This window comes from Streptomyces sp. NPDC127097 (genome assembly GCF_042724075.1).
Taxonomy (GTDB): Bacteria; Actinomycetota; Actinomycetes; order Streptomycetales; family Streptomycetaceae; genus Streptomyces.
This window is the reverse complement of record NZ_JBHXFI010000104.1, coordinates 1-13,610: the sequence shown is the minus strand read 5'-3', so window position 1 is coordinate 13,610 and position 13,610 is coordinate 1. Positions and strand designations below refer to the sequence as shown.

Sequence of the window (13,610 nt, the reverse complement as noted above, 5' to 3'; positions counted from 1 at the left end):
GTGTGTGGGACTGCTTCGCTTTACGTCCCACACACCGGCCCCTCCGGCCCGTCCCCTCCCGTTGGGGGAGTGAGTGCGGGTGGGTGGGGGCTGGCCGCCGTAAGCCATAACCGGGCCCTACGGGCCGCACCGGACCACCTAGGCCAACCCCCACCCGCGGAGGCCCGTCACCGCAGCCGACAGCCCCGCGCAGCGGCACCGCCCGCCGCAGGCGCAACGGCGGGGAAGCCACAAACGTCGGCCGCAGCAAAGCGCAGCGAAAACGTGGGAAGTATTTAAGCCGGCTCACGCCGGCGTTGCGCACGGTCGCTGATCCGCAACAGCAAGGCCACCATGACCCAATTGGCGACCAACGAGGAGCCCCCCTTGGCGAGGAAGGGGAGGGCCTTGCCCGTGAGGGGGATGAGGCCGGTGACGCCGCCGGCGACGACGAAGACCTGGAGGAGGAGCGCGCCGGAGAGGCCGACCGCGAGGAGTTTGCCGAAGGGGTCGCGGGCGCTCAGGCCGACCCGGAGGCCGCGCTGGGCCAGGAGTACGTAGAGCATGATCACGGCCATCACTCCGGCCAGGCCCAGCTCCTCGCCGACGGTGGTGAGGATGAAGTCGCTGTTGCCGGCGAAGCCGATCTGCTCGGGGTGGCCCTGGCCGAGGCCGCTGCCGCTGATGCCGCCGCTGCCGAAGCTGAACAGGGCCTGGGCGAGCTGGTCGGACATGTGCTCCGCCTGACCCGCCTTGGTGAACGCGCGCATCGGGTCGAGCCAGGCGGTGACCCGGCCGTGGACATGTGGTTCGAGGGAGCCGACCACGGCCGCGCCGGCCGTGGCCATCAGCAGGCCGCAGACCACCCAACTGGTGCGGTCGGTGGCCATGTAGAGCATGATCACGAAGACGCCGAAGAAGATCAGCGAGGTGCCCAGGTCCCGTTCGAAGATCAGCACCAGCAGGCTGACCGCCCAGATCGTGAAGATCGGCGCGAGCTGCCGTCCCGGGGGGAGCTGGATGCCCATGACGCGGCGGCCGGCCAGTGCCAGGGCGTCGCGGTTGACGGTGAGATAGCCCGCGAAGAACACCGAGATCATGATCTTCACGAACTCACCGGGCTGCAACGACAGCGGCCCCAGCAGGATCCAGCGCTTGGCGCCGTACATATCGGCGCCGAAGAAGGCCGGGGCCATCAGCAGCACCAGCGCGATCACCATCGTCAGATAGATGTAGCGCTGGAGGATGCGGTGATCGCGCAGCACCAGCAGGATGGCGAGGCAGACCACCACCCCGATCACCGTCCACAGCAGCTGGCCGTTGGCCGCCTGGGCCGTCTTGAGCCGGGGCGTCTGGGCGTAGGTGAGGTCCAGGCGGTGCAGCAGCACCAGGCCGATCCCGGTCAGCAGGGTGGCCAGCGGCAGGATCAGCGGATCGGCGCGGGGCGCGTAGCGGCGCAGGACCAGATGCGGGACCAGCGTCATGAACAGCATGCTGACGGTGAAGAGGGCCAGTCCGGCGGGGAGCCGGCCGTTCATCGACAGGCCGGTGTAGGTGTAGCCGAAGACCGTGATCAGGACGACGAGGGCGAGCAGCCGGGCCTCGGTTCTCCGACGGTCCGGGGCCTGGGCGAGCGCGGCGAACGTCATGGTGCGCTCGACATCCCTCTCCGGCACCCGGGCCTTCCGGGGAACTCTGGTCGGTGCACGCACGGCTATTCCTCCGCCATCTCGTCGAGGCCGCCGGCCGGCCGGGTGCGGGCCCGGTTCGTCGGCCAGGCAATCGAGGAAGTAGACGAGGCAGCCGAGGGCGTGGTTGCGAGGGAAGGGGAAGGCATGTCCGATTTGGCGGGAAGCTGCCTGCCTCGTCACCCGCCCCGCCCCCGCTGTAGATGACCATGATCGCCGAAGGCGGGCGAGCCGGGGAAACGGGGCCGCGTACGGCCGGGAAAGCGGGGCTACGTACGGCCGGGAAAGCGGGGCCGCGTACGGCTGGTCAACCGGCGTCGCGGGAAGAGCTCCCCGCCGCGCTGGCACTCCGCTTGACCGAGTGCTAACCGCGTCATAGTCTCGGCGTTGGCACTCTCCAGTGGGGAGTGCCAGACACAGCGACGGGCAGGTCCGGCACCCGCGACGACGGATCCACCTGGTCGCCACCTCAGACAGTTAACCCCGTGAGATCTCCGAAGGGGGAGGTCGGATCGTGACGACCACCAGCTCCAAGGTTGCCATCAAGCCGCTTGAGGACCGCATCGTGGTCCAGCCGCTCGACGCCGAGCAGACCACGGCGTCGGGCCTGGTCATTCCGGACACCGCCAAGGAGAAGCCCCAGGAGGGCGTCGTCCTGGCCGTGGGCCCGGGCCGGGTCGAGGACGGCAAGCGCGTCGAGCTCGACGTGAAGGTCGGCGACGTCGTGCTCTACAGCAAGTACGGCGGCACCGAGGTGAAGTACAACAACGAGGACTACCTCGTTCTCTCGGCTCGCGACGTTCTCGCGATCGTCGAGAAGTAAGTCACCCAGTTTTGCCGTGATCTGCGCCCCTGGTTCCCGCGTCTAATCAACCCGGGGCAGGGGCGCAGTTCGTTTGAGCGACAGCGGTCCCCACGTCGTGGCCGAGGATCGCAATGAGAGGACTTGAAGCAACCCATGGCGAAGATCCTGAAGTTCGACGAGGACGCCCGTCGCGCCCTTGAGCGCGGCGTCAACAAGCTTGCCGACACCGTCAAGGTGACCATCGGCCCCAAGGGCCGCAACGTCGTCATCGACAAGAAGTTCGGCGCGCCGACCATCACCAACGACGGTGTCACCATCGCCCGTGAGGTCGAGGTCGACGACCCGTACGAGAACCTGGGCGCCCAGCTCGTCAAGGAGGTGGCGACCAAGACCAACGACATCGCGGGTGACGGCACCACCACCGCCACCGTGCTGGCCCAGGCGCTGGTCCGCGAGGGTCTGCGCAACGTCGCCGCCGGCGCCTCCCCCGCCGCCCTGAAGAAGGGCATCGACGCCGCCGTCAAGGCCGTCTCCGACGAGCTTCTCTCCACCGCCCGTCCGATCGACGACAAGTCCGACATCGCCGCCGTGGCCGGTCTGTCCGCGCAGGACAAGCAGGTCGGCGAGCTCATCGCCGAGGCGATGGACAAGGTCGGCAAGGACGGTGTGATCACCGTCGAGGAGTCCAACACCTTCGGTCTGGAGCTGGACTTCACCGAGGGCATGGCCTTCGACAAGGGCTACCTCTCGCCGTACATGGTCACCGACCAGGAGCGGATGGAGGCCGTCCTCGAGGACCCGTACATCCTGATCCACCAGGGCAAGATCTCCTCGATCCAGGACCTGCTGCCGCTGCTGGAGAAGGTCATCCAGGCCGGTGCCTCCAAGCCGCTGCTGATCATCGCCGAGGACGTCGAGGGCGAGGCCCTGTCGACCCTGGTCGTGAACAAGATCCGTGGCACCTTCAACGCCGTGGCCGTCAAGGCCCCCGGCTTCGGTGACCGCCGCAAGGCGATGCTCGGCGACATGGCCACCCTCACCGGTGCCACCGTCATCGCCGAGGAGGTCGGCCTCAAGCTCGACCAGGCCGGTCTGGACGTGCTCGGCACCGCCCGCCGGGTGACCGTCACCAAGGACGACACCACCATCGTCGACGGTGGCGGCAAGGCCGAGGACGTCACCGGTCGCGTGGCCCAGATCAAGGCCGAGATCGAGACCACCGACTCGGACTGGGACCGCGAGAAGCTCCAGGAGCGCCTCGCCAAGCTCGCCGGTGGCGTCTGCGTCATCCGCGTGGGTGCGGCCACCGAGGTCGAGCTCAAGGAGAAGAAGCACCGTCTGGAGGACGCCATCTCCGCGACCCGCGCCGCGGTCGAGGAGGGCATCGTCTCCGGTGGTGGCTCCGCGCTGGTCCACGCCGGCAAGGTGCTGGAGGGCTCCCTCGGCAAGGAGGGCGACGAGGCCACCGGTGTCGCCGTCGTCCGCCGCGCCGTCGTCGAGCCGCTGCGCTGGATCGCGGAGAACGCCGGCCTCGAGGGCTACGTCATCACCGCGAAGGTCGCCGAGCAGGACAAGGGCAACGGCTTCAACGCCGCCACCGGCGAGTACGGCGACCTGGTCAAGGCCGGCGTCATCGACCCGGTCAAGGTCACCCGCTCCGCCCTGGAGAACGCCGCGTCGATCGCCTCGCTGCTGCTGACGACCGAGACCCTGGTCGTCGAGAAGCCCGCCGAGGAGGAGCCGGAGGCCGGTCACGGTCACGGCCACGCGCACTGACGCCCGTCGTCGCGCACTGACGTGAGCCGTCACCTCGGCTGACGTCGGGCTGCTTCACCCGAGACCCGGTTCCCGCTTGGCGGGGGCCGGGTCTTCGGGTTTCCGGCGCGCGGGCGGGGCCCTGCCGGGCGCCGACTCCCCGCCGGCCGGGCCCGGTTCACGCCGAGTGGTGCAGCTCCTCCCGCCGTACGGGCGCGAGGAACGGGCGGCCCCGGCCGTAGCGTTCGAGTTCGTCGAGGGCGTGGTCGGCCAGGCGGTGGAGCTCGGTGCCCAGCGAGCCCGCCACATGCGGGGTCAGCAGCACGTTCGGCAGGTCGTACAACGGCGAACCGGGGCGCGGGAGTTCGGGTTCGGTGACGTCGAGGACCGCGTGCAGCCGGCCGGTGACCAGTTCGGGGAGCAGGGCCGCCTGGTCGACCAGTGAGCCGCGGGCGGTGTTGATCAGGGTCGCGCCGTCCGGCATCAGGGCCAGCTGCCGGGCGCCGAGCAGATGGCGGGTGGCGGGCAGCTGCGGGGCGTGCACGGTGACGAGGTCGCTGTCGGCGCAGAGCGCGTCGAGCGGCACCGGGGCCGCGCCGAGCCGGGTGGCCTCGGCGGCGTCCACATACGGGTCGTACAGCAGGACGCGCAGGTCGAACGGGCGCAGCAGCTCGATGACCCGGCGGCCGATGCGGGAGGCGCCGATGACGCCGACGGTGCGGCGGTAGTTGCCGGCCCCGGCGAGTTCGTCCGGCCAGTCGTGGGGCGCGCGCAGACCGCGGTAGCGGTGGGCGGCGTGCAGCACGCGCTTGTTGGCGAAGAGGATCGCGGCGAGGGTGAATTCGGCGACCGGGAGGGCGTTGGCGGCGGCGGCCGAACTGACGGCGATACCGCGGTCCCAGCAGGCGTCGGTGAGGTGGTGCTTGACCGATCCGGCGGCGTGCACGACGGCCCGCAGCCGGGGGGCCGCGGCCAGCACCCGTTCGGTGAGCGGTGGCGCGCCCCAGCAGGTGAGCAGCACCTCGGCGCCGGCGAGGGCGGCGGCGACCTCGGGGGTGGGGTCGGCCAGATCGTGGGCGACCAGGTGCGGGTCCGTACGGGCCAGGGCCGCGAGCCGGGTGTGGTGACGGGCGCCGAGGAGCCGGCCGGCGACGCCCGGCCCCATCGACAGCAGTACGCCGGGCCGGACCGGTGGCGTTTCCGCAGGTCCCGGGGGACTGTCAGAGGTGGGGTGCATAGTGCTGAACGGACCTCCTTCGCGGTCGCCCGCCGTCGCGCCCCGCTCGTCCCGCGTCGCGCGTCGCCGGCCGGTTCGCGTCGCTGTGCGTCCTGTGCCGTTCCGCGGGGGGCGGACCCGTGGGTGCACCGTCCTCGCGCCCCACCGCCCCGCCCCGCGCGCCACGGCCATGGCACCACCCCGGCGCCGCCCTCGGCAACGGGCCGGCTGACCCGGCGTCAGCGGGGCCCGTATTTACGGCCGGTACGGGACGTCAGTCCCCCCAGCACGCCACGGGGCGCCAGCTTCACCGCGCCCATGAGCGCCTTGTACCGCGGATCCGGAATGGACAGCGACTTCCCCCGCGTCAGGTCCTTCATCGCGGCGTCGACGAGCTTGTCCGCGTCCAGCCACATCCACCCGGGGATGTTCTCCGTCCCCATCCCGGCCCGCTCGTGGAACTCGGTCCGTACGAACCCCGGGCACAGCGCCATCAACCGCACGCCGCTGCCCGCCAGATCGCGCGCCGCCCCCTGGGTGAACTGCACGACCCACGCCTTGCTCGCGCCGTAGGTGCCCCGCGGGACGAACGCCGCCACCGACGCCACATTGACCACCGCGCCGCGCCGCCGGTCCCGCATCCCGCGCACCCCGGCCGTGGTCAGCCGCAGCACCGCCTCGCAGTGCACCTTGAGCATCGTCAGCTCATCGGCCATCGAGACCTCGAGGTACTCGCCCTTGTTGCCGAAACCGGCGTTGTTCACCAGCAGGTCCACCGGGTGCTTGGTGTCCGAGAGCCGGGCCTCGACGGCTGCGATGCCCTCCTCGGTGGCGAGATCGGCGCTCAGCACCTCCGCCTCGATGCCGTGCCGGTCGTGCAACTCGGTGGCCTGCTCGCGCAGTCGCTTCTCGTCGCGGGCCACCAGCACCACGCTGTGGCCGTCACTCGCGAGCCGCCGGGCGAACGCCGCCCCGATGCCCGCCGTCGCTCCCGTGATCAATGCAGTCGTCATACGGGCACGCTATCCGCCCCGGGCACGCCGCCCGAGCCCCAACCCCCGGTGGCGCGGCCGCCCCACGGCCCACCGGAGGCAGATCCTCCGCCGCCCCGCTCCGGGCCCCACCGCCCCGCGCCCGGCGGGCCCGTTCAACCCGCCGCCCGCTCCGCGTACTTCCGCGCCTTCCGCCGTGCCTCCTCCGGCAGCGCCGCCCCCGCCTCCAGCAGCCGCGGCAGCAGCTCCCGCCGGGTCGTCAGGGCCCGGAACACCATCCCGATCGTCACCTCGTGATCCGGCCGGTGCGCCACCTCGACGGCGTCCCCGGCGCGGATCTCGCCCGGCTCGATCACCCGCAGATACGCACCGGGCACCGCGGCCTGGGTGAACCGTCGCAGCCAGCCCCGCTCGCCGAGCCACCCCTGGAACGTGCGGCAGGGGATCCGCGGACCGCTCACCTCCAACAGCAGCCGCGGACCCACCCGCCAGCGCTCGCCGATGAGGGCACCGGTGACCTCGACGCCCGACGTGGTGAGGTTCTCGCCGAACGCCCCGTTGGCCAGCTCGCGGCGCAGCTCCCGCTGCCAGTCGTCCAGATCCTCCCGGGCATAGGCGTACACCGCCTGGTCGTCGCCGCCGTGATGGCGCAGGTCGACCACCGCGTCACCGGCCAGCCCGCTGCCGCCGACGCCCTTGGGTCCGGGGGCGGCCACCGCCACCGGGCCGTCCACGGGCCGCTTGTCGATGCCCGTACCGCCCTCGGCGTCGGTGTGCCGGGACGGGGTGGGCCGCCCCAGATTCACGCTCAGCAGCTTCATACGGTGCTCCGTTGCTCGGTCGTGCGACGCGCTCCGGGACCGGCTCCGTGGACGTCGTCCCAGCTCGTGCGCGCCATCGCTCACGCTAGCCGTGTTCCCCAAAAGCCATGACGCAATTTTTCCCGATCGATCCAAGCGGCGCTTATGCTCGAAACATGATCGAGGCCCGTCACCTCCGTGTGCTGCGCGCCGTCGCCAGGACCGGCTCGTTCTCGGCCGCCGCGCGCGAACTGGGCTGCACCCAGCCGGCCGTCAGCCAGCAGATGAAGGCGCTGGAACAGTCCGCCGGCACCCCGCTGCTGGTCCGCGCGGGCCGCGAGATGCGGCTGACCCAGGCGGGTGAGGCGCTCGTCCGGCACGCCGTCGGCATCCTGGCCGGGCTCACCGCCGCCGAGGAGGAGATCGCCGCCATCGCGGGCCTGCGCGCAGGGCGGGTGCGGCTGGTGTCGTTCCCCTCCGGCAGCTCGACGCTGGTGCCGACGGCCCTGGCGACGATGCGCGCCGCGCATCCGGGCACCCGGGTCTCGCTGGTCGAGGCCGAGCCGCCGCGCTCGATCGAGATGCTGCGCAACGGTGACTGCGAGATCGCGCTGGCCTTCCGCTACCCCGAGGTGCGCGGCGCGGACCCGGCGGCCGGTGCGGAGTGGGACGACCTGGTGGTGCGCCCGATCCTGGCGGACCGGCTGGTCGGGCTGGTGCCGGCCGGCCACCGGCTGGCGAAGGCGGGCGTCGCGCGCTTCGCCGAGCTGGCCGACGAACCGTGGATCGCGGGCTGTCCCCGCTGCCGCAGGCATCTCGTGGAGGTCTGTGAGAGCGCGGGCTTCACCCCGCGGATCGACTTCGCGACGGACGACTATCCGGCGGTCATCGGCCTGGTCGGGGCCGGTCTGGGAGTCGCCGCGCTGCCGGAGCTCACCCTCGCGTCGGTGCGTCCCAAGGGGGCCACGGCGGTCCGTCTGGAGCCTGCCGTGCATCGCGAGATCGTCGCGCTCACCCTGCCGGATCTGGCACAGGTCCCCGCCGTCGAGGCCACGCTCGACAAGCTGGTGGACGCCGCGGGGCGCTGACGGCACGGGGCCTTTGGACCCGGCCGCCGTGCAGGAACGTTTCTTCAGGAGCGGTCCGCTCCCGGGGTGTCAGGCGCCGGAGGCGCCCGGGTGGCCGGTCATGGAAGAGGCGGGGACCAGCCGGTGCCGGGCCCGGCCCATGAGTTCCTCGCGCTCGTCCTCCGTCAGTCCGCCCCACACCCCGTAGGGCTCACGGACGGCCAGTGCATGCGCCGCGCACTCGGCCCGTACCGGGCAGCGCATGCAGACCTCCTTCGCCGATGTCTCACGCGCGCTGCGGGCCGCTCCGCGCTCACCTTCGGGATGGAAGAACAGCGAGCTGTCCACGCCACGGCAGGCGGCCAGCAGCTGCCAGTCCCAGAGGTCCGCGTTCGGGCCCGGGAGGCGGGAGAAATCTGCCATTGCTTGTCCCCTCGAAGCGATGCTGATTCGGGCTCGGTGCTCACGACGGTACATCTACTGTCGAAGTAGATGTAAATATGACTCATTGCGAATCTAGTCATAGTCGCCACGAAAATGGAAGAAAGAGAGCCAAATAGGGCATAGGGTGCACGCGCGGATGCCGGTCGCCCCTTGAGTCGTCTGCGTATCCGGCTCCTCACGGAGCGTGCTGAACTCGGTCGCCGAAGCCGTAACTCTTTCGAGTGACCGTCGTTGAGAGTGCGGAGGCGGTTGGCAGAGGTAGACCCCGGGCAAATGTCCGAGGGCCGTCAATCGCTCAGGTGACGATACGTACCAGCCTGGAGGCTCAAGGTGACGCGCATCAGCTGCGGAGGGCGGTCATGACATCCGTCCTCGTCTGCGACGACTCCCCGCTTGCCCGAGAGGCGCTCCGTCGGGCGGTTGCGACCGTGCCCGGCGTCGAGCGCGTGACGACCGCGGCCAACGGCGAGGAAGTCCTCCGCCGCTGGGGTGCGGATCGTTCGGATCTGATTTTGATGGACGTACGGATGCCCGGTCTCGGCGGTGTCGAGACCGTGCGCCGGCTGCTGTCCGCGGATCCGGGCGCCCGGATCATCATGCTCACGGTGGCCGAGGATCTGGACGGGGTCGCGCTCGCGGTCGCCGCCGGTGCCCGCGGCTATCTGCACAAGGACGCCTCGCGCGCCGAGCTGCGGGCGACGGTGACCCAGGCGCTCGCGGATCCGACGTGGCGGCTCGCCCCGCGCCGGCTGCGGTCCGCCGAGATGGGGGCCGCGCCGACGCTCACCGCGCGCGAGATCCAGGTGCTGGAGGGCATGAGTCACGGCCGCTCCAACGCCGAGATCGGCCGTGAGCTGTTCCTCTCGGAGGACACGGTCAAGACCCACGCCCGGCGCCTCTTCAAGAAACTCGGCGCCTCGGACCGGGCGCATGCGGTGGCCCTGGGCTTCCGCTGGGGACTGGTCCGCTAAGGCGTTGTGACGTGCAGCGATGCGGGGGAGTGAAGGTCCCCGCCCGCCGTGTGGCGGGCGGGGCGGCAGAGCGCCCCGCGACCGTCGGCGTACGACGGCGGTCCGATTCGCCGCGCGGTGCCGCATCCTTGGGAGTATGGAGTTCCTCGGGGACGGGCCGGTCGGGCACGAGGGGAGGGCGCAGGACATGACATCAGCCGGCGCACCTGCCGCTCATAACGCTTCAGTGCACAAGTGCGGACCTGATGCCGCGGATCGCGCGGCGCCAAGGCACCATGGTCCGATGCGCGATGACGGGAAGCAGGAAATCGGCGATCTCGTCGCACGCGCCGTAGAGGGGGACCAGCGGGCCACCCACGATCTTCTGGCCCATGTGCACCCCCTCGCCCTGCGCTACTGCCGTACCCGGCTGTCGCGGCTGCCGGGTGACGCCCGGCACTTCGTCGAGGATCTGGCGCAGGAAGTATGTGTCGCGGTGCTCTGCGCGCTGCCGCGCTACCGCGACACCGGCAAGCCTTTCGAAGCCTTCGTCTTCGCGATCGCCGGCCACAAGGTCGCCGATCTCCAGCGGGCCGCCATGCGGCATCCGGGCAGCACGGCCGTGCCGTCCGACGAGATGCCCGAGCAGCCGGACGACTCCCTCGGCCCCGAGGAGCGGGCGCTGCTGAGCAGCGACGCCGAGTGGGCCAAGAAGCTGCTGGCGAATCTCCCGGAGAACCAGCGTGAGCTGGTGCTGCTGCGGGTCGCCGTCGGGCTGACGGCCGAGGAGACCGGACAGATGCTGGGGATGTCTCCCGGTGCGGTGCGGGTGGCCCAGCACCGTGCGCTGAGCAGGCTGCGGGCGCTGGCCGAGCAGTAGCGGTTCCCGGTCGAACACGGCCGGATGTCACCGTAGAAAAGCACAAGTGACGAGGCCCTCATCGCTCGTGGAATGGGCCACCCCATTAGGCCGTTAGCATGGGAGTCCGCGCTGAGGCAAGAGCATTGGGGAAGGTGTCATGAGTGACAACGTCGACGGTATGCCCGCCAAATTCGCCATGCTCGGGCTGACATACGACGACGTGCTGCTGCTGCCGGGTGCGTCGGAGGTGCTGCCGAACGCGGTGAGCACCGCGTCCCGGGTCTCGCGCAACGTCACGGTGAACATCCCGCTGCTGTCCGCGGCGATGGACAAGGTCACCGAGGCGCGGATGGCCATCGCGATGGCGCGGCAGGGCGGCGCGGGCGTGCTCCACCGCAATCTGTCCATCGAGGACCAGGCCAACCAGGTCGACCTGGTCAAGCGCTCCGAGTCCGGCATGGTCACCGACCCGATCACGGTCCGCCCGGACGCCTCGCTCGCCGATGCCGACGCGCTGTGTGCCAAGTTCCGCATCAGCGGGGTGCCGGTGACGGACGCCGCGGGCAAGCTGCTGGGCATCGTGACCAACCGCGACATGGCCTTCGAGATGGACCGCAGCCGTCAGGTCCGCGAGGTCATGACGCCGATGCCGCTGGTCACCGGCAAGGTCGGCATCTCCGGCGAGGACGCCATCGAGCTGCTGCGCCGCCACAAGATCGAGAAGCTGCCGCTGGTCGACGACGCGGGTGTGCTCAAGGGCCTGATCACCGTCAAGGACTTCGTCAAGGCGGAGAAGTACCCGAACGCCGCCAAGGACGCCGAGGGCCGGCTGGTCGTCGGTGCCGCGGTGGGCGTCGGCGGCGAGGCGTACGAGCGGGCGCAGGCGCTGGTCGAGGCCGGTGCCGACTTCCTCGTCATCGACAGCGCGCACGGCCACAGCCGCGGCATCCTCGACATGATCGCCAAGGTCAAGTCCAACATCAGCGTCGATGTCGTCGGCGGCAATGTCGCCACCCGCGACGGCGCCCAGGCGCTGATCGACGCGGGCGCCGACGGCATCAAGGTCGGTGTCGGCCCCGGCTCCATCTGCACCACCCGCGTCGTCGCCGGTGTCGGCGTACCGCAGGTCACCGCGATCTACGAGGCCGCGCAGGCCGCGAACGCCGCGGGCGTGCCGCTGATCGGTGACGGCGGGCTCCAGTTCTCCGGTGACATCGCCAAGGCCATCGCGGCCGGTGCGGACACGGTCATGCTGGGCTCGCTGCTGGCCGGCTGCGAGGAGTCGCCCGGCGAGATGGTCTTCATCAACGGCAAGCAGTTCAAGTCGTACCGCGGCATGGGTTCGCTGGGCGCGATGCAGTCCCGCGGCCAGGCCCGCTCCTTCTCCAAGGACCGCTACTTCCAGGACAACGTGCTCTCCGAGGACAAGCTGGTCCCCGAGGGCATCGAGGGGCAGGTGCCCTACCGCGGCCCGCTCGCCTCGGTCGCCCACCAGCTGATCGGTGGTCTGCGCGCCTCCATGGGCTACGTCGGCTCCGCCGACATCCCCGAGCTCAAGGAGAAGGGCCGCTTCGTCCGGATCACCGCGGCGGGTCTCAAGGAGAGCCACCCGCACGACGTCCAGATGGTCACCGAGGCGCCCAACTACTCTCGTCGCTGAGCGTCCCCGGTCGACGGCGACCGGATGACAGCACTGAGCACCGATGCCCGCGGCCGTACCCCGGCCGCGGGCTCCGGCATGTCGGGGATACTGGAACCGCAGACGTAGAGGAAAGGCCACACACGTGACTGAGATCGAGATCGGGCGCGGCAAGCGCGGCCGCCGGGCATACGCATTCGACGACATCGCCGTCGTACCCAGTCGCCGCACCCGCGACCCGAAGGAGGTCTCGATCGCCTGGCAGATCGACGCCTACCGTTTCGAGCTGCCGTTCCTGGCCGCTCCCATGGACTCGGTGGTCTCGCCGCAGACCGCGATCCGCATCGGTGAGCTGGGCGGCCTGGGCGTCCTCAACCTGGAGGGTCTCTGGACCCGGTACGAGGACCCGGAGCCGCTGCTCGCCGAGATCGCGGAGCTGGACGGCCCCACGGCCACCAAGCGGCTCCAGGAGATCTACGCCGCGCCGATCAAGGAAGAGCTGATCGGGCAGCGCATCAAGGAGGTGCGGGACGCCGGCGTCGTCACCGCCGCCGCGCTCTCCCCGCAGCGCACGGCGCAGTTCTCCAAGGCCGTCGTGGACGCCGGCGTCGACATCTTCGTGATCCGCGGCACCACCGTCTCGGCCGAGCACGTCTCCTCCGCGGCCGAGCCGCTGAACCTCAAGCAGTTCATCTACGAGCTGGATGTCCCGGTCATCGTCGGCGGCTGCGCCACGTACACCGCGGCGCTGCACCTGATGCGTACGGGCGCGGCGGGTGTGCTGGTGGGCTTCGGCGGCGGCGCCGCGCACACCACGCGGAACGTCCTCGGCATCCAGGTCCCGATGGCGACCGCGGTCGCCGATGTCGCCGCCGCGCGCCGCGACTACATGGACGAGTCCGGCGGCCGCTATGTCCACGTCATCGCCGACGGCGGGGTGGGCTGGTCCGGTGACCTCCCGAAGGCGATCGCCTGCGGCGCCGACGCCGTGATGATGGGCTCCCCGCTGGCCCGCGCCACGGACGCGCCGGGCCGTGGCCACCACTGGGGCATGGAGGCGGTGCACGAGGACGTGCCGCGCGGCAAGCGGATGGACCTTGGTGCGGTCGGCACGACGGAGGAGGTGCTGCTCGGGCCGTCCACGACTCCCGACGGTTCGATGAACTTCTTCGGTGCGCTGCGGAGGGCGATGGCGACGACCGGGTACTCCGAGCTGAAGGAATTCCAGCGGGTTGAGGTGACGGTGGCGCCTCGGCGCTGATTCCCACGTTGTCGGGTGCCCCGCCGTGCCTCTTTCTGTTTTTTCGCCTGTCGGCGGGAGGGGGGTGTTGGGGTGGGGCCCCGGCTTGTGGTGGGTGCCGGTGGCGGGGCCTCCGGGGTGGGTGTTCGGACTGCTTCGCTTTACGTCCGAAC

At 70.8% G+C, this 13,610-nt stretch carries 12 protein-coding genes; 7 read left to right on the top strand and 5 right to left on the bottom strand.

Translation table 11 applies throughout. The features are described from left to right. Positions 1–275: 275 nt before the first annotated feature. A complete protein-coding gene (locus ACFWJW_RS37155; RefSeq protein ID WP_387249691.1) occupies positions 276–1,628 on the bottom strand; it encodes an FtsW/RodA/SpoVE family cell cycle protein in 1,353 nt (450 codons plus the stop codon). 553 nt (positions 1,629–2,181) lie between these two features. Here ACFWJW_RS37155 and groES point away from each other — a divergent pair. Together groES and groL are read left to right on the top strand one after the other, a co-directional pair. Continuing rightward, positions 2,182–2,490, top strand: coding sequence for a co-chaperone GroES (groES, locus tag ACFWJW_RS37150; RefSeq protein WP_018090856.1), 309 nt, complete (start codon positions 2,182–2,184; stop codon positions 2,488–2,490). A gap of 135 nt (positions 2,491–2,625) precedes the next feature. Further along, the gene (gene groL, locus ACFWJW_RS37145) at positions 2,626–4,248 is read left to right on the top strand and encodes a chaperonin GroEL (RefSeq protein ID WP_387249689.1); all 1,623 of its coding nucleotides are present in this window, start codon (positions 2,626–2,628) and stop codon (positions 4,246–4,248) included. A gap of 157 nt (positions 4,249–4,405) precedes the next feature. Here the strand turns inward: groL and ACFWJW_RS37140 are convergent, their stop codons facing one another. The 3 genes from ACFWJW_RS37140 to ACFWJW_RS37130 form a co-directional block, all read right to left on the bottom strand. Next, positions 4,406–5,464, bottom strand: coding sequence for a hydroxyacid dehydrogenase (locus ACFWJW_RS37140; RefSeq protein WP_387249685.1), 1,059 nt, complete (start codon positions 5,462–5,464; stop codon positions 4,406–4,408). Between the two features lie 218 nt (positions 5,465–5,682). Further along, positions 5,683–6,456, bottom strand: coding sequence for an SDR family NAD(P)-dependent oxidoreductase (locus ACFWJW_RS37135; protein WP_387249683.1), 774 nt, complete (start codon positions 6,454–6,456; stop codon positions 5,683–5,685). 134 nt (positions 6,457–6,590) lie between these two features. Beyond that, complete coding sequence (locus ACFWJW_RS37130; protein WP_387249679.1) at positions 6,591–7,256, bottom strand: MOSC domain-containing protein; 666 nt, start codon at positions 7,254–7,256, stop codon at positions 6,591–6,593. 155 nt (positions 7,257–7,411) lie between these two features. Between ACFWJW_RS37130 and ACFWJW_RS37125 the strand changes: the two genes are divergently transcribed. Beyond that, positions 7,412–8,323 carry a LysR family transcriptional regulator gene (locus ACFWJW_RS37125; RefSeq protein ID WP_190142749.1) on the top strand — a complete coding sequence of 304 codons (912 nt, stop codon included), beginning with the start codon at positions 7,412–7,414 and terminating at the stop codon, positions 8,321–8,323. A gap of 69 nt (positions 8,324–8,392) precedes the next feature. Here ACFWJW_RS37125 and ACFWJW_RS37120 read toward each other — a convergent pair whose 3' ends face one another. Beyond that, a complete protein-coding gene (locus ACFWJW_RS37120; protein WP_042155964.1) occupies positions 8,393–8,725 on the bottom strand; it encodes a WhiB family transcriptional regulator in 333 nt (110 codons plus the stop codon). 380 nt (positions 8,726–9,105) lie between these two features. Between ACFWJW_RS37120 and ACFWJW_RS37115 the strand changes: the two genes are divergently transcribed. From ACFWJW_RS37115 to ACFWJW_RS37100, 4 genes are all read left to right on the top strand, one after another. After that, the gene (locus ACFWJW_RS37115; RefSeq protein WP_003948568.1) at positions 9,106–9,717 is read left to right on the top strand and encodes a response regulator transcription factor; all 612 of its coding nucleotides are present in this window, start codon (positions 9,106–9,108) and stop codon (positions 9,715–9,717) included. A 283-nt stretch (positions 9,718–10,000) separates the two neighbouring features. Beyond that, positions 10,001–10,576, top strand: a complete 576-nt coding sequence (locus ACFWJW_RS37110) for a sigma-70 family RNA polymerase sigma factor (protein WP_018090849.1) — start codon at positions 10,001–10,003, stop codon at positions 10,574–10,576. A 139-nt stretch (positions 10,577–10,715) separates the two neighbouring features. Next, positions 10,716–12,218, top strand: coding sequence for an IMP dehydrogenase (gene guaB / locus ACFWJW_RS37105; protein ID WP_387249671.1), 1,503 nt, complete (start codon positions 10,716–10,718; stop codon positions 12,216–12,218). A gap of 124 nt (positions 12,219–12,342) precedes the next feature. Then, a complete protein-coding gene (locus ACFWJW_RS37100; RefSeq protein WP_235470113.1) occupies positions 12,343–13,458 on the top strand; it encodes a GuaB3 family IMP dehydrogenase-related protein in 1,116 nt (371 codons plus the stop codon). The last annotated feature ends 152 nt before the right edge of the window (positions 13,459–13,610 follow it).

Excerpts from the sequence above, each read along its gene's own strand:
- ACFWJW_RS37155 (WP_387249691.1), bottom strand. The coding sequence starts at position 1,628 with ATGACGTTCGCCGCGCTCGCCCAGGCCCCGGACCGTCGGAGAACCGAG.
- groL (WP_387249689.1), top strand. The coding sequence starts at position 2,626 with ATGGCGAAGATCCTGAAGTTCGACGAGGACGCCCGTCGCGCCCTTGAG.
- ACFWJW_RS37140 (WP_387249685.1), bottom strand. The coding sequence starts at position 5,464 with ATGCACCCCACCTCTGACAGTCCCCCGGGACCTGCGGAAACGCCACCG.
- ACFWJW_RS37135 (WP_387249683.1), bottom strand. The coding sequence starts at position 6,456 with ATGACGACTGCATTGATCACGGGAGCGACGGCGGGCATCGGGGCGGCG.
- ACFWJW_RS37130 (WP_387249679.1), bottom strand. The coding sequence starts at position 7,256 with ATGAAGCTGCTGAGCGTGAATCTGGGGCGGCCCACCCCGTCCCGGCAC.
- ACFWJW_RS37125 (WP_190142749.1), top strand. The coding sequence starts at position 7,412 with ATGATCGAGGCCCGTCACCTCCGTGTGCTGCGCGCCGTCGCCAGGACC.
- ACFWJW_RS37120 (WP_042155964.1), bottom strand. The coding sequence starts at position 8,725 with ATGGCAGATTTCTCCCGCCTCCCGGGCCCGAACGCGGACCTCTGGGAC.
- ACFWJW_RS37115 (WP_003948568.1), top strand. The coding sequence starts at position 9,106 with ATGACATCCGTCCTCGTCTGCGACGACTCCCCGCTTGCCCGAGAGGCG.
- ACFWJW_RS37110 (WP_018090849.1), top strand. The coding sequence starts at position 10,001 with ATGCGCGATGACGGGAAGCAGGAAATCGGCGATCTCGTCGCACGCGCC.
- guaB (WP_387249671.1), top strand. The coding sequence starts at position 10,716 with ATGAGTGACAACGTCGACGGTATGCCCGCCAAATTCGCCATGCTCGGG.